Genomic DNA, 22,097 nt, shown 5'->3' with positions numbered 1-22,097 from the left:
GTCTCGCCGGAGTGACATCGGACCTATTAAGGCGCTTCAGTGCATGGGCTGTCTAGAGGAACGACAGAAATCCCGAGATAACAGCTGATGAAACGCTCAAGCCTCGGGATCAAGCAGCTGAGACACAGGATGCGAAACGTCCGATAGATCGGATGAATAGGGGACCGGGGCCCTTGCGGACGCATGCCCATACGGGTCGGGCGGGAGCAACACCAGGATCGTCGCCACGCGCCGCCCGTCCGTGACGGCGCGGTCATCGCCGGTACCGGGCAGCAGCGGGGTGAGCTGCGAACGCCCAGGGGTCCGCGCGACTCGAGGCCGAGGTCGAGGCGCTGATCGGCTCCCCGCACCAGGCCGCGATGGAGAACAGCCGCCGGTGCCAGTAGCTCTCTGACCGCCATGGCTTCAACGCTGCCGACGCGGACTCTCGGTGGGCAAGCATGGCCTCTGCCGACGACGACCCGGCTGATGTCTTGGCCGGTCCGGCCCCGTCGGCGCCCAAAGCGGCGCCACGGCGCCGGTGACTCGTCGCCGACGTTGCGCGGGCCCATGTGCTGAGAGGCGTCGTGCCCCGGCGCGGCCTGTTCGGGCGACAGTAGGTGGCCACCGCAGCGGCATACAATTAACAGCCCTTGGAACATAATTCTTCGGAAGATGAATGATGGCTGACGCTGAACTGAAGCTGCTGTACCGGGAGCTGGTCTCGCTGGAGATCGAACTGTGGAATGGCATCGAGGGGCGGTTGCGGGCCGAGTACGACCTGCCGCTGACCTTGTTCGAGGTACTGCACCTGCTGCTGCGGAGGCCCGGGCGGCGGATCCAGGACATCGCGGAGGCGTTCTCGATCACGGTGGGCGGCACGAGCAAAGTCGTCGACCGCCTGGAGGCGGCGGGCCTGTGCGAGCGGCGGGCCAACCCGAACGACCGCCGTTCCTCGATCGTGGAGTTGACATCTGCGGGGCGGAAGCTGGTGGACGGGGCGTTGAAGGTCTTCGAGGAAGAGCTGGAACTGCGTATCGGGTCGGTGATTCCCGAGAAGTCCGTACGCGAGGTGACCGCGGTCCTCAGCACACTGCGGGCAGCCGGACGAGACCTGGATGCGGAGCGGAAGGGGGCTGGGCAGTCACCGGCGCCGGGTATGCGGGCAGCGAAGCGGCCCGGTCGGTCGGCATCGTGAGCCACGACGACTCCGCTGTGCCCGGCGGCTGACAGGCCGGGCCCGGCCTGTCAGCCCACGGTTCGGTCGGCGGTGCCGTCGAAGGCGATCATTCACGCCGGCACGTCGTCACTCGGCATGCTCGCCGCACACGCCCCCTGGCCGCCCTGCTGAGCGGCCTGTGGCTGGCTCACGGCGAGCGGGCCGCGTTCCGTGTCCTGCGGGCGGTAGAGGGATGGCCGGCCGCTCCGCTGCGGCTGGCGATCGCCCGGCCCGCCACGCCGCCCCACCGGCCGCGCCTGCGGCCGGCGCGCGAGCGTTCGGCGCGGGTACCCATGCTGACGCTCGCTCACGCGATCATTTTCCTGCACGACCTCGACCTGGCTGCCCGGCTCTGCGATCACCTGGTCGTGCCCCACGAGGGCGCGGTGGTGGCCGCCGGACCCGTCCTGGACGTCCTGACCCCGGCCGTCCTCCACGACGTCTTCGGCGTGCGAGGCGAAACGGCCCGGCACGAGGATGGCGTCGTCCGCATCACCTATGCGGCCCAGCCGCTGGCCCTGGCCCAAAAGCTCGAGCCCCAACCCGGGCTCGCCGAGCGGTGACGCACCGTCACCTGCCGGGCGGCTCGTGTTGAATTCCGTCCGCGTCAGCTCGCGCGCCTCCGCCCTGCGCCTGCCGAGTACGAGGCCGTGCTCGCAGCCTGACCACCACACCGGTGCTGTCCGTCACTGCGGAACAAGCTCACCGTGCCCGGTGCGCCGGCCTGGGCGTGCCCAGAAACGCTCGGAGGCTGCACAAGCGGCTCAAGAACAGAGCTGAGCGGTCACATCAGACGCGGCGGCGCTGAACAAGCGCCGCCGCGCACGTGGGCCGGGCGGCTTCTGCCGACGGTCGGCATCCCCGCTCACCCGCCCGGCTTCGGGCTGTCCGCCGGCGGGCCTGCTACGCGTCCTCGATCACGACGATGTCCAGGACGCGCGGCCCGTGCACGCCTTCCACCCGCTCCAGTTCGATGTCGCTGGTGGCCGAGGGGCCGGAGATGAGCGTCAGCGGCCGGTACGCGTCCAGGAGGCTCAGCGCCTCGGGCACGTCGGGGACTATCTGGCTCGCCCGGACCACACAGATGTGCTGGTCCGGCAGCAAGGTCAGGGCCCTGCGGCCCTGGCCGGGGCCGTGGTCGAGGGCCAACGTGCCGGTGACGGCGATGGCGGTGGTCACGATCGTGATCACGGAGTCCGCCGCGTCGAGTTGCTCCACCGTCAGCGGCGGGAGGTCCGCCAGCCGCGACCAGGGCCCGTCGGGGACGAGGTCCTCGGGGAGACCCGGCGGCAGGACCACCGACCGCGCTCCGGTGCGTGCCAGCGCGCGCCCGGCGGCGGCTGCGGCACCGGCCGCCGGCACACGGACCACCGTGGCGCGGTACTCGGCGGCGCGCTCGGTGAACAGCGCGACGATGTCCGGCCCCGCATGGTCGGCACGAAGGCCGTGAGGGAGGGGTACGTCGTCGGGGCTCTCGGAACCCGGTACATCTCCCAGAGCCTTCCTCACCGCGCTGAGGACTGTCTCGCGGTCGCTCATCGTGGTCCCTTCCCTTCCGTCGTCCCATGGCCTGCGTCTCGGGGTGTCGTCTTCGTACGGCGCCACCAGGCGCGCAGTGATTCCCGGGCCGGCGCAGGCGTGTCCCGGGTCGCGGACCAGCGGGCGAACGGACCCGGCAGGAAGCCGATCCGGCCGTCGCGGGCCACTACGCGGGCCCCGAGGGCGGCCAGCATCTGTGCGGTTGCCAGGCGTTTCGGGGAGGAGAGCACCGCGCCGGCGGCCTTCATGGCCAGCGCCTCCGGAGTGGGCAGCACCCGGGACCGGCGTTTGGCTTGCACGGCCTCGGCGCGCAGATGCACCAGCACCTCGGGGATGTTGATCTTCACCGGGCAGGCGTCGTAGCAGGCGCCGCACAGGGTCGACGCGAAGGGCAGCGAGGCCGCGTTCTCGATGCCGACGAGCTGGGGGGTGAGGACGGCGCCGATCGGCCCGGGGTAGACCGAACCGTAGGCATGGCCTCCGGTGCGCTCGTACACCGGGCAGACGTTCAGGCAGGCCGAGCAGCGGATGCAGTTCAGCGCCTGGCGGCCCACCTCGTCGGCCAGGGTCGCCGTACGGCCGTTGTCGAGCAGCACCAGGTGGAAGTCCTGGGGCCCGTCGCCCTCGGTGACACCGGTCCACAGCGAGGTGTACGGGTTCATCCGCTCGCCCGTGGAGGAGCGGGGCAGGAGCTGGAGGAAGACGTCCAGGTCGGCGAAGGACGGCAGGACCTTCTCGATGCCCATGACGGTGATGAGGGTCTCCGGCAGCGTCAGGCACATGCGTCCGTTGCCCTCCGACTCCACGACCGCGATCGTGCCGGTGTCGGCGGCGGCGAAGTTGGCGCCGGAGACGGCGACCTTGGCACGGAGGAACTTCTCCCGGAGGTGGAGCCGGGCCGCTTCGGCAAGGTCGCGTGGGTCGTCGGTGAGTCCCTCGGGGGCCGCTCTGCCCCACGCGCCCATCTCCCGCCGGAAGATCTCCCGGATCTCGGAGCGGCCCCGGTGGATGGCCGGCACAAGGATGTGTGAGGGGCGGTCGCCGTCCAACTGCACGATGAGTTCGGCGAGATCGCTCTCGTAGGCGCGGATGCCCGCTTCGGCGAGGGCCTCGTTGAGCCCGATCTCCTGGGTGGCCATCGACTTGACCTTGACGACCTCGCTCTCTCCGGTCGCCTTCACCAGGTACGAGACGATGCGGTTGGCCTCGGCGGCGTCCGCCGCCCAGTGCACGGTGCCGCCCGCGGCGGTCACCGCCTTCTCCAGCCGCAGGAGATGGTGGTCGAGGTGGCGCAGGGTGTGGCGTTTGATCGCCGCGGCCGTCTCCCGCAGGTCCTCCCAGTCCTCCAGTTCGGCGGCGACGGCCAGCCGCTTCTCGCGGATGGTGCCGGTCGCCCGGCGCAGGTTCGCCCGCATCCGGGTGTCGGCGAGCGCGGTGCGCGCCGCCTCGGGAAAGGCCGGTGTGCCCAGCCATACGACGTTGTCGGCACCGCTCACGGCGCGTCCCCTTCCGTGGAGGCCAGGATCTCGGCCAGGTGCAGTGTCCCGACGCCGGTACGGAGCCGGGACAGGCCGCCGCCGATGTGCGTCAGACAGGAGTTGTCGCCGGCGCAGAGGAACTCGGCTCCGGTGTCCAGGACATGGCGCATCTTGTCGGCCAGCATGGCGTTGGAGACGTCCGCGTTCTTCAGCGCGAAGGTGCCTCCGAAGCCGCAGCAGGAGTCGGCGGCGGGCAGTTCGACGAGGTCGATGCCCTTCACCGCGCGCAGCAGCCTGAGCGGCCGGTCGCCGACGCGCAGCATGCGCAGCGAGTGGCAGGTCGGGTGGTAGGTGACCCGGTGCGGGAAGTACGCCCCGACGTCGGTGACACCGAGGACGTCGACGAGGAGTTCCGACAGCTCGTACACCGTCGGCACCACTCGCTCGACCGCCTCGGTGAGACCGTGGTCCCCGTACCGGGCGGCCACGGCACGGTGGTGGTCGCGCACCATACCGGCGCAGGAGCCGGACGGAGCGACCACGGCGTCGTAGCCCGCGAAGACGTCGGCGAAACGGCGCACCATGGGCAGGGTCTCGGGGTGGTAGCCGGTGTTGAAGTGCATCTGGCCGCAGCAGGTCTGGCCCTGCGGGAACTCGACGGTGTGACCGAGGCGTTCCAGCAGTGCGGTCACCGCCCGGCCGGTGCTCGGGAACATGGTGTCGTTGAAACAGGTGATGAAGAGAGCTATGCGCATGGGGTTTCCTGAAGGCCTGGGGGTCCCGTGACGGTCAGGCCGTAGGTCCGCGTGGCGGTGCCGGTGAAGACCTGATGGCGTTCCGCGGGGGCGAGCCGGTCCGTCAACTTCCGGGCGGTGGCGATGACTTCGGCGTAGTCGGCGGCGAGTCGGCAGACGGGCCAGTCGGAGCCGAACATCAGCCGGTCGGGGCCGAAGGCGTCCAGGACGGTGTCGGCGTACGGCTTGAGATCCTGCGTGGTCCAGGAACCCCAGTCGGCTTCGGTGACGAGGCCGGAGAGTTTGCAGACGGTGTTGGGGAGAGCGGCGAACCTTCGGATCTCCTCGGCCCAGGGTTCGAGCTCGCCGTACGCGATGGGCGGCTTGCCGAGGTGGTCGAGGGCGAATACGAGTTCCGGCAGGCGTGCCGCGGCTTCGGCCGCTGCCCCGAGCTGGTGGGGCTTCACGACGAGGTCGTAGACGAGCCCCGCTTCGGCGACCGCGGTCAGACCGCGCAGGACGTCGGGGCGCACAAGCCAGCGGGGGTCGGGCTCGCCCTGCACCTGGTGGCGGATGCCGACCAGGTATTCGCCGCCGGGGCCTTCGCGCAGACCGGCCAGAGCATCGGCTACGTCGGGTGCGGTCAGGTCGGTCCAGCCGACGACACCGCAGACCAGGTCGCTGCTCGCGGCCAGGACCAAGAACTCAGGAGTCTCCTCCGCCACGGTGATCGTCTGCACCAGCACGGTGGCGGTGACCTCGGCGGCGCGGGCCTTCGGCCTCAGGTCGGCGAGGGTGAAGTCGCGCCGAAGGGGGGCGAGTTCCGGGCCGGTGATCCAGTCCTGGTCGCGGACTGACAAGTCCCAGACGTGGTGGTGGGCATCGACGATGCCCTGCTCGGGCCGGGACGAGGTCACAGCTGCCACACCACCGGCAGCGAGGCGTCCGCGCCCTGTGCGGAGTAGTCGTGCACGACCTCCAGCAGTTCGGCCATCCGAGCTTGCCAGGCGATGTTGACCGGCAGTTTCTCCAGTGCGGCGATCATCGCCCCGTAGTCCTCGACATCCAGAACGTGGAACAGGTCGCTGCCGCTGCGCCAGATCGTCCACTCGCTCACCCCTGCGGTACGGATGGCCGCGACCAACTCCTCGGGGACCTCACGGTGCGCGGCTTCGTACTCCTCGACCCGCTCGGCACGGACCCTGGTGTGCACGGCGATCCTCATGACGGCTCCTTCGACGGCCTGGCTACGGGGACGGGGGTGCCCGGGGCCAGCAGCTCTTCGGCGCGCAACTCCTCCCATACGGTGTCCGGGATCGGGCGCCGCAGCTGCTCCACGGTGTCGCGTACCTCTTCGGGGGTACGGGCGCCGGTCAGGACGCTCGCGACCGCCGGGTGGCCGGAGGGGAAGCGCAGGGCGGCGGCGCGTAGCGGAACACCGTGGCGTTCTGCCACCGTCAGCAGGCGCAGCGCGCGGTCGAGCACCGGCCGGGGCGCCGGGGCGTAGTCGTACGTGGCACCCGGTCGCGGATCGGTGAGCAGGCCGGAGTTGAAGACGCCGCCGATGATCACGCTCCGGCCCCGGGCGGCGGCCTCCGGCAGCACGTCGGCGAGGCCGTCCTGGTCCAACAGGGTGTAGCGGCCGGCGAGCAGCACCACGTCGATGTCGGTCTCACGCAGAAAGCGGGCGGGCAGGGCCGACTGGTTCATACCGACGCCGATGGCCCCGACCACGCCTTCGGCGCGCAGTCGTTCCAGCGCCGGGTACGCCTCGCGCAGAGCCTGCTCGGCGTGGTCGTCGGGGTCGTGCAGGAGAACGATGTCGACCCGGTCGAGGCCGAGGCGCTCCAGGCTCGCTTCCAGGGAGCGTAGGACCCCGTCGGCGCTGAAGTCCCAGACCCGACGATGGGTGGCCGGCACGGCGAAGCCGTGGGCGAGGTCATCGCCAAGGCCGCCCTCCGGGTTCGGCGCGAGCAGTCTGCCCACCTTGGTGGAGACGGTGTACGTGTCCCGGGGACGGCCACGCAGCGCGGCGCCCAGTCGTCGCTCCGACAGCCCGAGCCCGTAGTGGGGTGCGGTGTCGAAGGTGCGGATTCCGGCGTCCCAGGCCGCTTCCACGGTGGCGAGGGCGGCCTCGTCGGTGACCGGATGGTAGAGGTTGCCCAAGCCGGCGCACCCCAAAGCCAGTTGCGTGACCCGGACCGTGCTGCCGCCGAGCGTCGCGGTCCTCACGACCGGGCCGCCGGGCGCAACCGCAGCCCCTGCATGCCGCCGTCCACCGCGAGTGCGGTGCCGGTGACGGATGCTGCGGCGGGGCTCGCGAGGTAGACGATGGCGGCGGCCACCTCTTGCGCGGTGACCAGACGGCCCATGGGCTGGCGGGAGTTGAGGGCGGCGCGCTCGGCCTCGGGGTCGTCCGCGGCATCGAGCAGCCGGGTCACCCAGGGTGTGTCGGCGGTGCCGGGGTTGACGCAGTTGACGCGGATGCCCTCGCGGACGTGGTCGGCGGCCATGGCCAGGGTGAGGGACAGGACGGCGCCCTTGCTGGCGGAGTAGAGGGCACGCTGCGGCAGTCCCGCGGTGGCCGCGATGGAGCACGTGGTGACGACCGACGCGTGCGCGGACCGCCGCAGGTGGGGCAGGGCGGCCCGGGTGGTGCGCACCACGCCCATGAGGTTGACGTCCAGGACGCGGTGCCATTGCTCGTCGGGGTTGTCCTCCACGGTGCCCTGGGCGCCGATTCCGGCGTTGTTGACGAGGATGTCCAGACCGCCGAGCCCGGTGGCGGCGGCTTCCATGGCGGCGCCTACCGAGGTGTCGTCGCTGACATCGGCCTCGAGGGCGAGCACCGGACGCGGCACCCCGGAGGGATCGAGGTCGAGCACAGCTACCGTCGCTCCCCGTTCGACCAGCATCAGCGTGGTGGCCAGCCCGATGCCGGACGCACCTCCGGTGACGACGGCCCTGAGTCCTGACAGGTCGGTCATGCCACATCCGCCTTTCCGGAGAGGCTGGACAGTGCGGCGCGGTCGGCGACCCAGAACCTTCCGTCCGGGTAGCGGTACTCGGCGATGGACTGCGCCCGCATCGTCGCGGAGAAGCCGGGAGCGAGCGGCGCGGCGTAGTGGCCGTCACGGATCACCACGGGGGCGGTGAAGTGCTCGTGCAGGTGGTCGACGTACTCGATGACCCGGTTCTCGGTGGTGCCGGACAGCGCCAGGTAGTCGAACATCGACAGGTGCTGCACCAGCTCACACAGGCCCACTCCGCCTGCGTGAGGGCACACGGGCACCCCGAACTTCGCGGCGAGCAGGAGGATGGCCAGGTTCTCGTTGACCCCGCCGACGCGGGCAGCGTCGATCTGGAGGACGTCGATGGCGCCGGCCTGGAGGAGCTGCTTGAAGACGATGCGGTTCTGCACGTGCTCGCCGGTGGCGACCTTCACGGGGGCGACGGCCCGGCGCACGGTGGCGTGTCCGAGGATGTCGTCGGGGCTGGTCGGCTCCTCTATCCAGTATGGATCGAACTCGGCCAGCGCCTTCGTCCAGTCGATCGCCTCCTGCACGTTCCACCGCTGGTTGGCGTCGATGGCGATGCGGATACCGTCGCCGACAGCGGCTCGGGCCGTGCGCAGTCGGCGGATGTCGTCGGCCAGGTCGGCGCCGACCTTGAGCTTGATCTGGGTGAAGCCGTCGGCGACGGCCTGCTTGGCCAGCCGGGTGAGTTTGTCGTCGGAGTAGCCGAGCCAGCCCGGAGAAGTGGTGTAGCCGGGGTAGCCACGCTCCCGCAGGGTCGCCTCACGCTCGGCGAGGCCGGTGCGGCCCTCGCGCAGGAGGGTGAGGGCATCCTCGGGGGTGAGGGCGTCGGCGATGTAGCGGAAGTCGACCTGGGAGACCAGCCACTCAGGGGCGGCATGGGCGAGCAGCTCCCACAGCGGCTTGCCCTCCTGCTTGGCGGCCAGGTCCCACACGGCGTTCACCACGGCGCCGATCGCCATGTGCATCACGCCCTTCTCGGGGCCGAGCCAGCGCAGTTGGCTGTCGCCGATCAGGTCGCGGCTGAGTGCGCCGGGGTCGGCGCACAGCTCCGCCACGGAACGCCCCACCACGTGGGGCCGCAGTGCGTTGATCGCGGCGACCTGCACGTCGTTGCCGCGTCCGATGGTGAACGTGAAGCCATGGCCTTCGAGCCCGTCGCCGGCGTCGGTGCACAGCACCACGTAGGCGGCGGAGTAGTCGGGGTCCGGGTTCATCGCGTCCGAGCCGTCCAGTTCCCGTGAGGTCGGGAAGCGGACGTCGTAGGTGTCGACCGCGGTGATCCGGGCGGGGGTTGCAGTCAAGGAAGTGCCTTTCACGCTTGGCCGAAGGTCTGGCGCTGGCCGCCGAGTCCGTCGACGGACAGTTCGACGGTGTCGCCGGGGCGTAGATACGGGGTGCCGGGCAGGCCGAGGGCCACGCCCGCGGGCGTACCGGTGTTGATCACGTCGCCCGGTTCCAGAACCATGTACTGGCTCAGGTACGACACGATGTGGTCGACCGGGAAGATCATGTCGCTGGTGTGGCCGTCCTGCCGCTTCACGCCGTTGACGCTCAGGTGCAGTCCGAGATCCTGCGGGTCGCCGGCCTCGTCGGCCGTGACCAGCCAGGGACCGAGGGGATTGAAGGTCTCGCACGACTTGCCCAGGTCCCACTGCGGCGAGTACTCCAACTGGAACTCGCGCTCCGAGACGTCATGGCTGACCGCGTAGCCGGCGATCACGGCCCGCGCGGCGGCCGGCCCGTCGAGGTAGCGCGCCCGACGACCGATGACGACCGCCAGTTCGACCTCCCAGTCCGTTTTCACCGAGCCGCGGGGGATCAGCACCTGGTCGTACGGGCCTACGACCGTGCCCGGGTCCTTCATGAACACCACCGGCCGAGGCGGGATCGGCGTGCCGGTCTCGGCGGCGTGGTCGCGGTAGTTCAGGCCGACGCAGACGATCTTGCCGGGGCGGGCGATGGGTGCGCCGATCCGCAGGCCGTCCGCGTTCAGTTCGGGCAGCGTGCCCTCCGTGACCGCCGCACGGGCCCGGTCGACACCGTCGCCGGCGAAGAAGGCGCCGTCGATGTCGGAGGCCACAGAGGACAGATCCAGCAGCCTGCCGTCGTCGGTGCGGACAGCGGGCCGCTCCTCGCCGAGCGCGCCGACTCGTAGCAGTTTCACTGGGCAACTCCCTTGCCTGGGTGGTTCGTGAGGGGGTGAGCGGTCATACCGGCCGCGGCGCCATCAGCGCACTGGATCTGGAGGGTTTCGACCGTGCAGTCATCGGAGGTATGGCCGCACGGCGACTGTAGACACAGGAGGGCCGACTGGCAATGGAGACATCGGATGTATTTTGTCGCGGCGGATGGATCCACTCCATGCGGATGGCAGGTATGCGCTGCTATGCCCGTAAAGGGGGACTGGAAGCGGCTCCTTTCTCTGATGAATCCGCGGGTGCAGTCATGCGGCCGTATTCCCTGTTGAGAGAGGGGTGTGCCTGGCGGACCTCCTGGTTTCGTAGGGTCGGCCACCGCGTTCGCGCGTGTCCCGCCGGACCGCGCCGCGTGGTCCCGAGTGGCTTCGTTGCCGAATTGTGAGCTGTTGTCGTTCTGGTCCCCGAACCTCCGAGATGGGATATAAAGCCAGGTGAGGAGCTGCTGTGGCGGACGATCCGGGGTCCCGGGGCGGGCCGGTCACGTTCCCTGACCGGGCATCGCGCAAATCTGCCACCGCGCACTCTTGTCAATGCTGGCAACGTCGTCGTAACGTCCTGGTCGTCCGAGATACATCGGAGGAATGGCCTGCATCTTCCGGTGCATGCGTCCGACTCGCACCGTGCTGCCGTCAGGCCTCCCATCCCTCCGGCTGCCCCCACTCACGCCCCCTTCTGACGTGATCCGGCACGTGCCCTGTCCCGGATCCGCAGCGTGCCCGGCCGGCGGCCTCGCCCTTCCCCGCAGGCGAGTACGCCACTTTGCACCGTCGCCCGGCGGCTCCCCGCCCTGCCCGAAGAGAGAACACGGTCATGAAGCTCACTCGCCCCCGTTCCGCCGCCGCAGCCGTCACCGCTGTCCTCGCGGCGATGTCACTCGCCACCGCGTGCAACCGCGAAGGTTCCGACTCGGTCGGCTCAGGCAGTGACAAGGCGGCCATCGGTATAGACCTGCCGCGTTCCGACTCCGACTTCTGGAATTCCTACGCGCAGTACCTGGAGAAGGACATCAAGTCCGACGGCGTCAACGCACTGCCCCGGAGCAACTCGCAGAACGACGTCACCAAGCTGGTGGCCAACGTCCAGGTGTTCCAGAACACCGGGGCCGACGCCGTCGTCATGGCCCCCCAGGACACCGGTGCCGTCGCCTCCACGCTCGACACCCTGTCGGCCAAGAAGATCCCGGTGGTCAGTGTCGACACCCGACCCGACAAGGGCGACGTCTACATGGTGGTCCGCGCCGACAACAAGGCGTACGGCACCAATGCCTGCGAGTACCTCGGCAAGCAGCTGGGCGGCGAGGGCAAGGTCGCCGAGTTGCAGGGCGCCCTGGACTCCATCAACGGACGCGACCGGTCCGAGGCCTTCGCGCAGTGCATGAAGACGAAGTTCCCGAAGATCAAGGTCTTCGAGCTGCCCACCGACTGGAAGGGCGACGTGGCCTCCGCCAAGCTGCAGTCGCTCCTGGCCCAGCACCCGGACCTGAACGGCATCTACATGCAGGCCGGCGGTGTCTTCCTGCAGCCCACCCTGGCGCTGCTGGAACAGAAGAAGCTGCTCAAGCCGGCCGGCCAGAAGGGCCACATCACGATCATCTCCAACGACGGCATCCCGCAGGAGTTCGACGCCATCCGCAAGGGCCAGATCGACGCCACGATCTCCCAGCCCGCAGACCTGTACGCCAAGTACGCCCTGTACTACGCCCAGGCCGCGGCCGAGGGCAAGACCTTCAAGCCGGGTGCGACCGACCACGGCTCCACCATCGTCAAGATCCCGAACGGGCTGGAGGATCAGCTGCCCGCCCCGTTGGTGACCAAGGAGAACGTGGACGACAAGTCCCTGTGGGGCAACAACGTCGGCTGACCGCCGACGGCGCACGGCCTCGGTGTGGAGCCACGGACGGTCCCCCCTGCCCACACCGCTTCACACCCCGCACTCTCCGGCCCCCCTCCGCACACGAAGGACGGTATCCACCATGGCGGACACCGCGACCGCCCGGGCGACCGGCCCCCAGCATCCGGCCCCGGTGGCCGAGGCGACCGGCATCAGCAAACGGTTCGGCGCGACCGTCGCCCTGCGCGACGCACGGATCAGCATCACTGCGGGCGAGTCGCACGCCCTGGTCGGACGCAACGGCGCCGGCAAGTCGACGCTCGTGTCCATCCTCACCGGCCTGCAGCGGCCCGACACCGGTTCGCTGCGCTTCTCCGGCGAGGCGGCGCCGGCCGTCGGCGACATCGACGCCTGGCGCTCCCGCGTCGCCTGCGTCTACCAGCGCTCGACGATCATCGGTGACCTGACCGTCGCCGAGAACCTCTTCCTGAACCGGCAGAGCGCCGGCGCGGTGCAGCCCATCCGCTGGAAGCAACTCCGCGCACGGGCCGAGGAGTTGCTCGGTGAGTACGGCGTGGCCGTCAACCCCGCCGCGCGGGCGAAGGACCTCACGGTCGAGCAGCGGCAGTTCGTCGAGATCGCACGGGCGCTGTCCTTCGGCGCCCGCTTCATCATCCTCGACGAGCCGACCGCCAAGCTCGACGCCCGCGGCATCGACCGTCTCTTCGACAAGCTCCGAGGCCTCCAGAACCAGGGGGTCGCCTTCCTCTTCATCTCCCACCACCTGCAAGAGGTCTACGACCTCTGCAGCACGGTCACCGTCTACCGTGACGCGGCCCACGTCCTCACCGCGCCGGTGGCCGAGCTCGGCCACCAGGAACTGGTGGAGGCCATGACGGGCGAGTCCGCCTCCTCGGGAAGCGCCGTTGTGAGCCGGCCTCCCGTGGTGCGGACCGGCTCCGCGGAGCTGGTCGCGATCGACGACCTCACACTGTCCGGTGTCTGCCAGGGCCTGTCCCTGTCGGTCCGCTCCGGTGAGGTGGTCGGACTCGCCGGAGCGGCGGCCAGCGGCAACGTGCAGGTGGGGGAGGCGGTCGCCGGACTCCACCGGGCCGAGGACGGCAGGATCTCCGTCGCCGGGAGGACCGTGCGGACCGGCAGCGTGCCGTCCGCCCTCGCCGCCGGGGTCGGTCTGGTCCCCGAGGACCGCCACAGCCAGGGGCTGGTCAACAACCGCAGTGTGGCGGAGAACGCCACCCTGACCGTCACCGACCAGCTCGGCCCGTTCGGCACCGTCCTGCCCTCCCGGACCAGGACCTTCGCCCAGCGCATGATCCGGGATCTCGACATCAAGACCCCCGGAGCCGCCACCCCGGTCTCCGCCCTCTCGGGCGGCAATCAGCAAAAGGTCGTCGTCGCGCGCGCCCTCGCCACCGACCCCCATGTCCTGGTGGCCATCCGGCCCACCAACGGCGTGGACGTCAAGTCCAAGGAGTTCCTGCTCGGCAGGATCCGGGAGATCGCCGACGGCGGCAAGGCCGCGCTGATCGTCTCCGACGAACTCGACGACCTCAGGGTGTGCGACCGGGTCGTCGTCATGTTCCACGGCCGGGTGGTCGCCGAGTTCGACCGCGGCTGGAAGGACGAACACGTCGTCGCCGCCATGGAAGGCGTCGGCGCCACCACCGCATCCACCGCATCCGGTACCGAACCGACGAGTACGGAAGGTAGTCATGTCCGCCACCACTGATCTCACCGAGCCCGCAGCGAGTGCGGCGGAGCCGGCCGTCGCGGACACCGCCCGTCGCCGGGTCGACCTGGGCCGCTTCCGTGAACTGTCCCTGGTCCCGGCCATCCTCGTCCTGATGCTGATCGGGTTCATCGTCTCGCCGGCCTTCCTCACCACCGACAACCTCATCGGCGTGCTGCAGCAGTCCACAGAACTGAGCCTGCTGGTCCTCGCCACGACGTTCATCCTGATCAGCGGACGGATGGATCTGTCCCTGGAGTCCACCATCGGCGTGGCGCCCGTCATCGCCGTCTGGCTCGTACTGCCCGCCAGCGGCGGCCGGTTCATGGGGCTCGGGCTGTTCCCCGAATGGATGGCGGTCCCGCTCTGCCTCCTGGTCGGCGCGGCGATCGGCGCCGTCAACGGCTTCCTCATCCTCAAGCTGCGCCTCAACGGGTTCATCGTCACCCTCGGCGCCCTGACCATGCTGCGCGGACTCCAGGTGGCCCTCTCCGAGGGCCAGTCCATCGTGGAGCTGCCGTCCTCGTTCACCTACCTGGGCAAGGCCTCATGGCTGGGTGCCCCGGCCGCCATCTGGGTCTGCGCGATCCTGTTCGCGGCGGGCGGTGGCGCGCTGGCGTGGCTCCGGCACGGCCGGGCGCTGTACGCGATCGGCGGCAACTCGGAGGCCGCCCGCACCGCCGGCATCCGCGTCGACCGGATCGTGTGGATCGTCCTCATCATCGGCAGCGTGCTCGCCGCGTTCGCCGGCATCCTCTACAGCGGCCACTACGGTTCGATCTCCGCCACCCAGGGCAGCGGCTGGATCTTCCAGGTCTTCGCCGCGACCGTCATCGGCGGGGTGAGCCTCAACGGTGGCAGGGGCTCCGTCTTCGGTGCCCTGACCGGTGTCCTCACCCTTCAGCTCGTCGTCAACGTCATGACGCTGGCCGGCGTGCCTCCGCTGTGGAACCAGTTCCTCAACGGCGCGATTATCATCGTCGCTCTGATCATCTCCCGCTTCGCCTCCGGCGAAAAGCAGGAGTAGACGTAGGCTCGCGGCGGCTCCGCGTGGCGCCCGGAGGAGGGCCAGGCGGAGCTGTGGCAGTCCGCTACCCCTCCCCGCACAGAGAGGCACCTTCGTGGCACTGACAGACGAGGCGATGGACAAGATCAAGGCGATGATCGTCGCCGGGGAACTGGCGCCTGGCTCCCGCCTGCCCAAGGAGGACATACTCGCCGGCCAGCTCGGCCTGTCGCGCAGTTCACTGCGCGAGGCGGTCAGGGCGCTGACCGCCATGCGGATCCTGGTCACCCGGCAGGGCGACGGCACCTACGTCTCCAGCCTGGAGCCTCACCTCCTCCTCGAAACCCTGTCCTTCGCCGCCGACGTCTCCCAGGGGCGTACCGCCCTGCAACTGCTCCAGGTCCGCAGACTGCTCGAATCCCAGGCGACCGGACTGGCCGCGTCCGTGCTGCAACCTCACGACCTCCAGGAACTCCGCGACATCCTCGACCAGTGCCGCTCCGCCGACACTGTCGACGAGTTCGTCGCCCACGACATCGCCTTCCACCTGCGCATCGTCGAAGCCGTCGGCAACCCGGTGCTCTCCATGCTTTTGCAAGTGCTCTCCACTCGCACCCAGCGGGTACGCATTGTTCGAGGCAGCCGGACCCGTGCCGCGCTGGACAGTGCCCACCAGGACCACGAGGAGATCCTCCGCGCGCTCCAGGCACGCGATGCGCTGCTTGCAGTCGCCGCCGCGACTGTTCACATCACCGCCGTCGAGCAGTGGCTGGCGACAAGCCTCGTCGACGATCCCCTCCCCCCGATCGACGGCTGATGGCCGCTCTGCCTGTGCCGATTCCTGGAGTGCCGACGGGTTGAGTGGCGGTATTGCCCGGGGGCCTGGCCGCGGGCGCGCCGAAAGGCCCGGCTGAACGTGAAAACCGACCTGTGGCCGACCGAGCGGGCGGCGGTGTCCACAGTGTCGTCGGTGTCCCGGAGCGGACGGCGGCCAGATCCATCCGCTTGTGGCTTCTGCTCCCTCCGTGAAAAGACCCGATGAATGAGCCCGGGATCTCTCTGTGAGCAGTGAATCCCAACCGCAGCGACGAAGCATCCTCAAGTTCGGCAGCACCCTCAGCCCTGCACCGCTGATCACTCAGCTGACCGGCAGAACCGCTGCCGGACAGGCCGTTGGTGCCGGGACCGACGTGTCGGCGGCAGACCAGCGGCCGACGCTCACGCGCAAGACGCTGAGGTATGCCCGTCCCCGCCACGGACGGGCAGTCGCAGGCCCTGCCGATCGGCAACGGCCGCGAACGGCGGTCCACGAGGTGTGAGCCCTGCTCCAGCAGGAGGATGCCGTGGTCCTGGCCCGCCAGGCCGCCGACCGCGGCAACATCGTTACCCCATACAACCCGGCGGAGATACGGGGGAGGCCGGGGACCGGGAGGGTGCCGACGTTCCGGCCCGCCAAGCCGCCGACCGCGGCAGCACCGGTGGGACCTTTGCTCAGCCGCTCGTGAAGTACGAGGGCGGGCGGACTCGCATGGTGATGGCGAGCTCTCGGAGAACAGCGCTGCTCACCGGGGGCGTGCGGGCTTGGAGGACAGCGACGGCGTCACCGACCCGTGTGAAGTACCGGACGTGGTCGTAGTTCGACCACCGCCACACCCTGGGAGCCACCGGAGTGCAGGCGGGTGACGGCACCGGGTAGACGTTGGTGAGTGCGGCGCAGTGGGAGGGTGGGGTGAAACCCGGCTGTATGGGGCCGACGGTCACCTGGATCTCCTGATGGAGTCCGTCCGTGGTGTTCGCGCCCTGGCCCAGGCTGTCGGGTGAAATCCGGTAGTAGAAGGTCACCTCGTGTGCGGCTGTCGATCCGGTGGTGCCGGCGCCGTTCAGGTGGTAGCCCGCGGGTAGTTGTGGCCCTAGCAGGGGGACACCCGCGTCGGCCAGTTCGCTGTTCTGCTTGTTCCGGGCGAGCGCGGTGGTGGCCAGCGAGTCGAGTGGCACCAACAGGACCAAGGCCAGGGCCACGGCCGCTCGCGGCCCCAGCGGCCTGCGTGACTGGGTGAACCAAGCCGCCACGGCGAACGCGACCGTGCACAAAGCGACTTGGACGTATGGCGTGCCATCGGGCAGCCACCGGGCCGTGTCGACGCCGCGGACCAGGTACCAGCCGATGCCGGTGCCGAGCAGAGCGGTGAGCCAGGCCGGCCGGACCGCCAGGACGCGCAGGGCGGGCCAGGTAAGCAGAAAGTTCAGGACAGGCAGGAGGTAGGACCACAGGAGGGCGTAGCCGAGGCAGCCATAGCCCGGCGCGTCCTGGCAGGCACTGGAGTTCAGAAACAGCCGCGTCACGAGCGCGAACGTGGCCACCGCGACCAGCCCGACCCCGGCCGCCTGTGCCGCACGCTTCACAGACCGCGACCGCTTTGCGACCGCCGGTTCGACCACCGCAGCACCCATCCTGTTCCCCTCCCCGACCGGCACCAGAGCATAGTGGAGCGCCTGGGCGGCAAGCTTCCCCGAGCCCTCTCCCGCCGAGGCGCGTGTGCACGCGCTGTCCACGGACGCCGCCGAACTCTCCGCACTTCCTCCCGGCGTCCAGAAGGGCGTCGGCGGCCAGACCCCCGGAGGTGTTGGCGCCCTCACTCGTCGCGAGGTCGACGGGCACCTGCACGTAGTCTCCGGCCAGGAACAGATGGGGGATCTTGGTGCGGGCGGTGGGACGGTCGAACCACGTGCCCTTGGGGTGGACGAGCAACTGCTCGTCGTTGGTGGGGTTCGCGGTGCCGGTGCCGGTGCCGGTGCCCTGTATGGCCGGGTCCAGGTGCCGGCGGTGCAGCGTCCGGTCCTTGAGGACCGGGTGGCCAGTGTCGTTGAGAGCGGCCTTCATCTGTGCCCGACGCCCGGATCGAAGAGATCACCGCCCAGGCGAGGACGACGGGGACGAACAGCGCGCCTACACCGGTCTCCTGACGGCCATCGCCGGCTACCGGCGCCGCCACCTCGCTGTACGTCTGAGGACGCACCGCAGGAAGTAGCCCGGCCCGCCACGTTGATCGATTCGGATGCGCGATGCAGCGACCGGACCAGGATCGAAACCATGCCATGGATTTCCTGACACCCGGCTGCGTCGGTCCGAGCGCAGTTCAGTACAGGGCGCGCAATCCGAGTACGTCTCCGCGCCCCAGGCTGCGGGCGCTCGTGCTGCACGCAAACGAATTTGTGAACATGGTCTGCCCCTCGTGGCCGGAGCCGACGTGGGCCAGACCGAATACATGGCCCGCCTCGTGGGTGGCGACGCTGCTGATGTCGTACGTGTTCTTGCAGTCACCGGGGGGATGGTTCGTGAAGGTGTAGTGGCGGGTGTTGAAGCGGACGTCGGCCTCCTTCAGCCAGTCCGGGCCGCCGCCCTTCACCGAGCGGCTCCACGAGCAGGTCGTCGCGACGACACCGGGACTGAGGGCCCCGGCGTCCCAGACGCTCACGTGGTCCCGGGCCGTGCAGCGGGCCTGCTGGTCGACGTCGGCCTCGTGGTGGGTCCGTCCGTGGTACTTGGACCGCGCCCCGACCACGTCACCGAACCCGCACTTGTTGCGGGTGCCGGTGATGGTCCCGATGGCGCCCTCGAAGGCGCGGCGGGCCTCGGCGACGGAGAGCTTGCCGGGCAGAGCGTCGTCGCCGAGCCACCAGTCATAGGTGCCGTACTCCTTGTGGCCGGAGAGTGCGTAGGCGCCGTCGGCGCACGCGGCACGGGAGACAGCGGCAGGGCCGGCGGCGTGCGCATGCTCCTCCGATCCGGCATCGTCCGGCAGGTCGTAGGAGACCGTACCGTCGGCACCGACCTCGAGGCTGAAGCCGTGCCGGGAGCCGTCCACCGCCAGTGAGTCGACGGTGACCTTCATCCCCGGCTCGGGGACCGTGACGCCGGCGCCCTGGTGGGTGAGGAGGCGTCCGACGGCCGCGCAGTCGAGCACGGACGATCCGGCAGGCAGGTCGTCCACGGTCAGCGCACCGCGCTCTCGCACACACCTTTCGCCCGCGCGTGTGAGTACGTCGCCACCCACCGTCGCCCACGAGATCCCCAGCACCGCCGCAGCGACGAGGGCCCTGCCCAGCACTCCCGGCACGTGACGACCCGCCACTTACCCTCCGCCCTGAGATCCGCCCTCCGGACGGAATGTGATCGATTCCTGGAGAGGTTAACCGCCCTCTGCAGGCTGAAAACCATTTCTCATGCCACCCGTTCGAGTGGTGAATCATATGTGCGGCAATTCAGAATATGTGAGCGATTATTCGAAATGCGGAGATGCCGACTGCGGTCACGTGCGGACCAACAACTCGGCGGAGTCCGGTGGCGCGCGAACAGACCGAAGGCGGCGGTGCCCCGCCAGGCTGACCGACCTCACCAGCCGCTCGGCAGCGCCATGAGCGACGGCTGCCAGCACGCCGACCACCACCGGCGTCCTCTCGCCAGAGCGTTCCATGTCGACCGGGCCACCGCCGCGCGTCGCCTTTCACGTGTGGGGGCGATGGTTGAGGCTGCGGGGGGGCTTCTCGTCCAACGAGGACACACCGTCCCAGTGGCAGAGGAAAACGGCATCCTCGTCCTCTCACCTGCCACCGCACCAGACCGACACAGCTGAACTTCCTCCACACGAGCAGGGTGATCCGCGATGTCAGATTCGAACCAGCCGAAATGGCCCCCGCGTAACGGAACACCGCCTCCGCCGTCTCCTCCTCCGCCGGATGCCCCCGGTCGGAGTACCCCGGATCCCTCGGGTCAGGGGAGGCCGGCTTCGACGGCGCCGCGCAACGGCCTGGGCATCGCGGCCTTGATCCTCGGGATCATCGGTCTCGTCTCCGGGCTCATCCCACTCCTGTTCTGGATGGCGGGCATCTTGGGCACGGTGGCCCTGATCCTCGGGATCGTCGGCGCCCGCCGCGCCAAACTGGGCTACGCCACCAACCGACGCATGTCGATCACCGGCGCCATCCTCGGCGGCCTCGCCATCGTCATGTCGATCATCGGCATTGTGATCCTCGCGGACGTCTTCGACGACATCTCCAAGGAGATCGGCCCGACCAAGACCGCTGCTCCCACCGCCCCCGCCTCGAGCACGGCCACCTCGCTGGGGACCACGACACCCAACAGCGGGGCACTCCGGTTCAACGCCACGCAGCGCTACCAGGACGGCCTCCAGGTGCAAGTATCCGCCCCCCGTCCGTTCGCCCCCTCCGACAGCGCTGCCGGCTACACACCCGGCGACAAAGCCGCGGTCGTCGACGTCACCGTGACCAACGGATCCGACAAGAGAGTCGACCTTGATCTCCTCTCCATTCAGGCCAAGGACGCCAGCGGGCGCTCCGCTGAGTCGATCTTCGACAGCGCCAAGGGCATCAACGGACTGACCGGCACCCTGCTGCCCCGCAAGAATTCCGTCGGCACCTACGCGTTCGACCTGCCCAAGGGCGCCTCCAGCAGCCTGGACGTGGAAGTCTCCCCGGGCTTCAACTACGAGTCAGCTGTATGGAGCGGGTCCAGCTCCTGATCGGTTTGCCGCCGCTCCCACAGCCGCGCCACGATCTCCTGCTGCTCGGTGTCCATGACCGCAGGGCCTCCCTCCTGGAGGCCACCGAGAACGGCAACGACCTGTTGGAGCGTGCCCTCGCCGCACACGTCCCGCAGATGACCGCCGGCCTGATGGGACCCCTCACCGCCGTCGAGCGGCTGATCCTGCGCGAGCTGGTGACCAAGCTGCTCGCCGACTCCACGCGCGGCACGGTCGCCACGCCTGCCGGCCCGTGACCGGCCCTTTGCCGCGAAGACCCCCGGAAACGGAGCACCTACGGGAAGATCCTCCTGTTCGGCGCCAACGGCATGATCGGCTCCCGCATCACCGTTGGTTTCACCGCGGCGGGGCGGGAGGAGTTTATGGCCGGGCCGGGTCGGGCAACGGGTCTCCTTGCTCGTGACCGGCCTCAACAGCCAGGCACTGCAAAGGGGCCCGTTGCTTCATGCCCACGACCACACCGGCACCTCCGTCCGAACGATCACCCGCGCCGCTTGCTTCGAATGAGATCCGGTTTGCCACAACGCACACATCCTGCGACGGCCTGGCGAACTCGACCGCGCAGCGAACGCGATCGGCACGCTTTGGAGCATGGCTCAGTTGGCGTTGAGCCACTTCATGAAGGTTTGCGCCTTGTCTTTCCACAGGGCTGGATGTGTCATCGACAAGTGTCCCGTGGAATCGTCTGTAGTCGGCCGGCACAACCTTGAAGCAACGCGCACATTGCCAGAGCTGCGGCAGCGATGGCCACACGGCCAGTCCTGTGCCGTATGAGACCTTTCTCCCCGTGACTTGCGCGTGAGCGTGTCGACATCCTTCTCCTACTTTCCTGGTTGCATCAAAGGAGGGATTCCGGAGCCGGAGTCATCGCCCCGGGCGAGTCAGAGATCCGCCGCTGGATCATCGATATCGAATCACTGGTGGCCGTGCTCGCAGCTGGTCCTGTCAGGTCCGCCGCGCTCGCGGCCTGGGCGGCGGGACCACGCTGCGGTTCCCGAAGGTGACCAGCGCGTGCGCCGGCGCGGCGCGGGCGCGCAGGAGCGCTGCGAGGCCACGGCGGCCCTGCCGGAGGGTGAGGTCCCGCCCCAGGGTGATCATCATCGCGGTGAGGGCCGGCATCGGACGCCCGAAGAGCGTGATCTCCTTGATGTGCGCCTCGTGGTCGAGTCGCAGCAGCTGCGCCTCCTCGAACGGCTGGGCGCTGTCCGCGCGTTGTGGAGCACCGTGTAGGGGTTGTCCTCGGCGGTCTGGGTGTGGAGGCGGATACCCTCGACCGCCGTGTACGCGGGGGCCAGGAAGTCTCGCAGCTGGTCGGGTCCCTCGCGGTGGAACTGTTCGGCGAGCGGCGGGACGAGCACGACGTCCGCGCTCAGGCACGCGGCCGCGGCGCCGACGTCACCGCGTTCCAGGGCGGATCGCCGGCGCGCGGCAGGTAGTGGCGGCGGAGTGCGGGGTGTCGGACATGGGTCTCTCCCCGGTATGAACGGCGCGATCGGGTTTGCAGGTGGCGGGTGTCAGCCGTCGAGCTGGTTGACCTTGCCGATCTGCTTGTCGAAGGCCCAGGCAGGAACGAGGCTTCCGGCCATCGGGCTTCCCGCCGATTGCGGGGAAGCGGGGATCTGAACGTTTCGGTCGCCGATCCTGGTCGAAGACGGGGCGGATCAGCGCATGTCTGCCGCATCGAGCAGGGTGGTCACCGTGGGTGCGATGAGCCCGGTCAGATGGTCGGCGCCGATCCCCGCGCGGGCGCTGGCGCCGTCGAAGA

Annotated in this window: 20 protein-coding genes and 4 pseudogenes; 10 read left to right on the top strand and 14 right to left on the bottom strand. The window is 69.5% G+C overall.

The features are described 5' to 3' along the window. Positions 1 to 661 precede the first annotated feature (661 nt). From P1P75_RS10100 to P1P75_RS10090, 3 genes and pseudogenes are all read left to right on the top strand, one after another. On the top strand, positions 662 to 1,177 hold the full coding sequence (locus P1P75_RS10100; protein ID WP_319253723.1) for a MarR family transcriptional regulator: 516 nt from the start codon (positions 662 to 664) through the stop codon (positions 1,175 to 1,177). 102 nt (positions 1,178 to 1,279) lie between these two features. After that, positions 1,280 to 1,515, top strand: a pseudogene (locus P1P75_RS10095) (hypothetical protein); the annotation flags it as partial. A 6-nt stretch (positions 1,516 to 1,521) separates the two neighbouring features. Then, positions 1,522 to 1,761 (top strand): annotated as a pseudogene (locus P1P75_RS10090) (ABC transporter ATP-binding protein); the annotation flags it as partial. A 340-nt stretch (positions 1,762 to 2,101) separates the two neighbouring features. Here P1P75_RS10090 and P1P75_RS10085 read toward each other — a convergent pair. The 9 genes from P1P75_RS10085 to P1P75_RS10045 are packed head-to-tail and all read right to left on the bottom strand — an operon-like array spanning position 2,102 to position 10,151. Beyond that, a complete protein-coding gene (locus P1P75_RS10085) occupies positions 2,102 to 2,737 on the bottom strand; it encodes an LUD domain-containing protein (protein ID WP_319253721.1) in 636 nt (211 codons plus the stop codon). After that, entirely contained in the window at positions 2,734 to 4,233 is a 1,500-nt protein-coding gene (locus P1P75_RS10080) for a LutB/LldF family L-lactate oxidation iron-sulfur protein (protein WP_319253719.1), read from the bottom strand. Before P1P75_RS10080 ends, P1P75_RS10085 begins: the two co-directional genes overlap by 4 nt. Next, positions 4,230 to 4,970, bottom strand: coding sequence for a (Fe-S)-binding protein (locus P1P75_RS10075; protein WP_319253717.1), 741 nt, complete (start codon positions 4,968 to 4,970; stop codon positions 4,230 to 4,232). The genes P1P75_RS10080 and P1P75_RS10075 overlap by 4 nt, the downstream gene beginning before the upstream one ends. Next, positions 4,961 to 5,866 (bottom strand): amidohydrolase family protein, encoded by a 906-nt coding sequence (locus P1P75_RS10070; RefSeq protein WP_319253715.1) that lies wholly within the window; start codon positions 5,864 to 5,866, stop codon positions 4,961 to 4,963. The genes P1P75_RS10075 and P1P75_RS10070 overlap by 10 nt, the downstream gene beginning before the upstream one ends. Then, entirely contained in the window at positions 5,863 to 6,174 is a 312-nt protein-coding gene (locus tag P1P75_RS10065; protein ID WP_319253713.1) for an L-rhamnose mutarotase, read from the bottom strand. Before P1P75_RS10065 ends, P1P75_RS10070 begins: the two co-directional genes overlap by 4 nt. Next, complete coding sequence (locus tag P1P75_RS10060) at positions 6,171 to 7,181, bottom strand: aldo/keto reductase (protein WP_319253711.1); 1,011 nt, start codon at positions 7,179 to 7,181, stop codon at positions 6,171 to 6,173. The genes P1P75_RS10065 and P1P75_RS10060 overlap by 4 nt, the downstream gene beginning before the upstream one ends. Beyond that, on the bottom strand, positions 7,178 to 7,936 hold the full coding sequence (locus tag P1P75_RS10055) for an SDR family oxidoreductase (RefSeq protein WP_319253709.1): 759 nt from the start codon (positions 7,934 to 7,936) through the stop codon (positions 7,178 to 7,180). Before P1P75_RS10055 ends, P1P75_RS10060 begins: the two co-directional genes overlap by 4 nt. Further along, on the bottom strand, positions 7,933 to 9,288 hold the full coding sequence (locus P1P75_RS10050) for an L-fuconate dehydratase (protein ID WP_319253707.1): 1,356 nt from the start codon (positions 9,286 to 9,288) through the stop codon (positions 7,933 to 7,935). The genes P1P75_RS10055 and P1P75_RS10050 overlap by 4 nt, the downstream gene beginning before the upstream one ends. A gap of 11 nt (positions 9,289 to 9,299) precedes the next feature. Continuing rightward, positions 9,300 to 10,151, bottom strand: a complete 852-nt coding sequence (locus P1P75_RS10045) for a fumarylacetoacetate hydrolase family protein (protein WP_319253705.1) — start codon at positions 10,149 to 10,151, stop codon at positions 9,300 to 9,302. 844 nt (positions 10,152 to 10,995) lie between these two features. Between P1P75_RS10045 and P1P75_RS10040 the strand changes: the two genes are divergently transcribed. The 4 genes from P1P75_RS10040 to P1P75_RS10025 all read left to right on the top strand — a co-directional run bounded on the left by P1P75_RS10040 (position 10,996) and on the right by P1P75_RS10025 (position 15,588). After that, on the top strand, positions 10,996 to 12,045 hold the full coding sequence (locus P1P75_RS10040) for a sugar ABC transporter substrate-binding protein (RefSeq protein WP_319253703.1): 1,050 nt from the start codon (positions 10,996 to 10,998) through the stop codon (positions 12,043 to 12,045). Positions 12,046 to 12,157: 112 nt separating this feature from the next. Beyond that, a complete protein-coding gene (locus tag P1P75_RS10035) occupies positions 12,158 to 13,765 on the top strand; it encodes a sugar ABC transporter ATP-binding protein (RefSeq protein ID WP_319253701.1) in 1,608 nt (535 codons plus the stop codon). After that, the gene (locus tag P1P75_RS10030; protein WP_319253699.1) at positions 13,749 to 14,792 is read left to right on the top strand and encodes an ABC transporter permease; all 1,044 of its coding nucleotides are present in this window, start codon (positions 13,749 to 13,751) and stop codon (positions 14,790 to 14,792) included. The genes P1P75_RS10035 and P1P75_RS10030 overlap by 17 nt, the downstream gene beginning before the upstream one ends. A gap of 94 nt (positions 14,793 to 14,886) precedes the next feature. Further along, positions 14,887 to 15,588, top strand: coding sequence for an FCD domain-containing protein (locus tag P1P75_RS10025; RefSeq protein ID WP_319253697.1), 702 nt, complete (start codon positions 14,887 to 14,889; stop codon positions 15,586 to 15,588). Here P1P75_RS10025 and P1P75_RS10020 read toward each other — a convergent pair. The 3 genes from P1P75_RS10020 to P1P75_RS10010 all read right to left on the bottom strand — a co-directional run bounded on the left by P1P75_RS10020 (position 15,516) and on the right by P1P75_RS10010 (position 18,763). Beyond that, complete coding sequence (locus tag P1P75_RS10020; RefSeq protein ID WP_319253695.1) at positions 15,516 to 15,731, bottom strand: hypothetical protein; 216 nt, start codon at positions 15,729 to 15,731, stop codon at positions 15,516 to 15,518. The genes P1P75_RS10025 and P1P75_RS10020 overlap by 73 nt on opposite strands. 531 nt (positions 15,732 to 16,262) lie before the next feature. Beyond that, positions 16,263 to 17,174, bottom strand: a complete 912-nt coding sequence (locus P1P75_RS10015; RefSeq protein WP_319253693.1) for a hypothetical protein — start codon at positions 17,172 to 17,174, stop codon at positions 16,263 to 16,265. A 734-nt stretch (positions 17,175 to 17,908) separates the two neighbouring features. After that, entirely contained in the window at positions 17,909 to 18,763 is an 855-nt protein-coding gene (locus P1P75_RS10010) for a matrixin family metalloprotease (protein ID WP_319253691.1), read from the bottom strand. Between the two features lie 831 nt (positions 18,764 to 19,594). On the opposite strand from P1P75_RS10010, the gene P1P75_RS10005 reads away from it, so the two are divergent. From P1P75_RS10005 to P1P75_RS09995, 3 genes are all read left to right on the top strand, one after another. Further along, entirely contained in the window at positions 19,595 to 20,311 is a 717-nt protein-coding gene (locus P1P75_RS10005) for a DUF4190 domain-containing protein (protein WP_319253689.1), read from the top strand. Continuing rightward, positions 20,290 to 20,568 (top strand): hypothetical protein, encoded by a 279-nt coding sequence (locus tag P1P75_RS10000; protein WP_319253687.1) that lies wholly within the window; start codon positions 20,290 to 20,292, stop codon positions 20,566 to 20,568. The genes P1P75_RS10005 and P1P75_RS10000 overlap by 22 nt, the downstream gene beginning before the upstream one ends. A gap of 775 nt (positions 20,569 to 21,343) precedes the next feature. Continuing rightward, entirely contained in the window at positions 21,344 to 21,562 is a 219-nt protein-coding gene (locus tag P1P75_RS09995) for a hypothetical protein (RefSeq protein WP_319253685.1), read from the top strand. 11 nt (positions 21,563 to 21,573) lie between these two features. On the opposite strand, the pseudogene P1P75_RS41990 reads toward P1P75_RS09995, so the two are convergent. Then, positions 21,574 to 21,690 (bottom strand): annotated as a pseudogene (locus tag P1P75_RS41990) (hypothetical protein); the annotation flags it as partial. Between the two features lie 303 nt (positions 21,691 to 21,993). Beyond that, a pseudogene (locus P1P75_RS09985) lies at positions 21,994 to 22,097 on the bottom strand (TetR/AcrR family transcriptional regulator); the annotation flags it as partial.

This window comes from Streptomyces sp. ID05-39B, assembly GCF_033794725.1.
Taxonomy (GTDB): Bacteria; Actinomycetota; Actinomycetes; order Streptomycetales; family Streptomycetaceae; genus Streptomyces; species Streptomyces bobili.
Note: the sequence above shows the minus strand (reverse complement) of the source record. Positions and strands in the feature narration are given on the sequence as shown.

What these genes read in the sequence shown, in the direction of transcription:
- P1P75_RS10100 (WP_319253723.1), top strand. Translation starts at nt 662, where the DNA reads ATGGCTGACGCTGAACTGAAGCTGCTGTACCGGGAGCTGGTCTCGCTG.
- P1P75_RS10085 (WP_319253721.1), bottom strand. Translation starts at nt 2,737, where the DNA reads ATGAGCGACCGCGAGACAGTCCTCAGCGCGGTGAGGAAGGCTCTGGGA.
- P1P75_RS10075 (WP_319253717.1), bottom strand. Translation starts at nt 4,970, where the DNA reads ATGCGCATAGCTCTCTTCATCACCTGTTTCAACGACACCATGTTCCCG.
- P1P75_RS10065 (WP_319253713.1), bottom strand. Translation starts at nt 6,174, where the DNA reads ATGAGGATCGCCGTGCACACCAGGGTCCGTGCCGAGCGGGTCGAGGAG.
- P1P75_RS10055 (WP_319253709.1), bottom strand. Translation starts at nt 7,936, where the DNA reads ATGACCGACCTGTCAGGACTCAGGGCCGTCGTCACCGGAGGTGCGTCC.
- P1P75_RS10040 (WP_319253703.1), top strand. Translation starts at nt 10,996, where the DNA reads ATGAAGCTCACTCGCCCCCGTTCCGCCGCCGCAGCCGTCACCGCTGTC.
- P1P75_RS10035 (WP_319253701.1), top strand. Translation starts at nt 12,158, where the DNA reads ATGGCGGACACCGCGACCGCCCGGGCGACCGGCCCCCAGCATCCGGCC.
- P1P75_RS10030 (WP_319253699.1), top strand. Translation starts at nt 13,749, where the DNA reads ATGTCCGCCACCACTGATCTCACCGAGCCCGCAGCGAGTGCGGCGGAG.
- P1P75_RS10000 (WP_319253687.1), top strand. Translation starts at nt 20,290, where the DNA reads ATGGAGCGGGTCCAGCTCCTGATCGGTTTGCCGCCGCTCCCACAGCCG.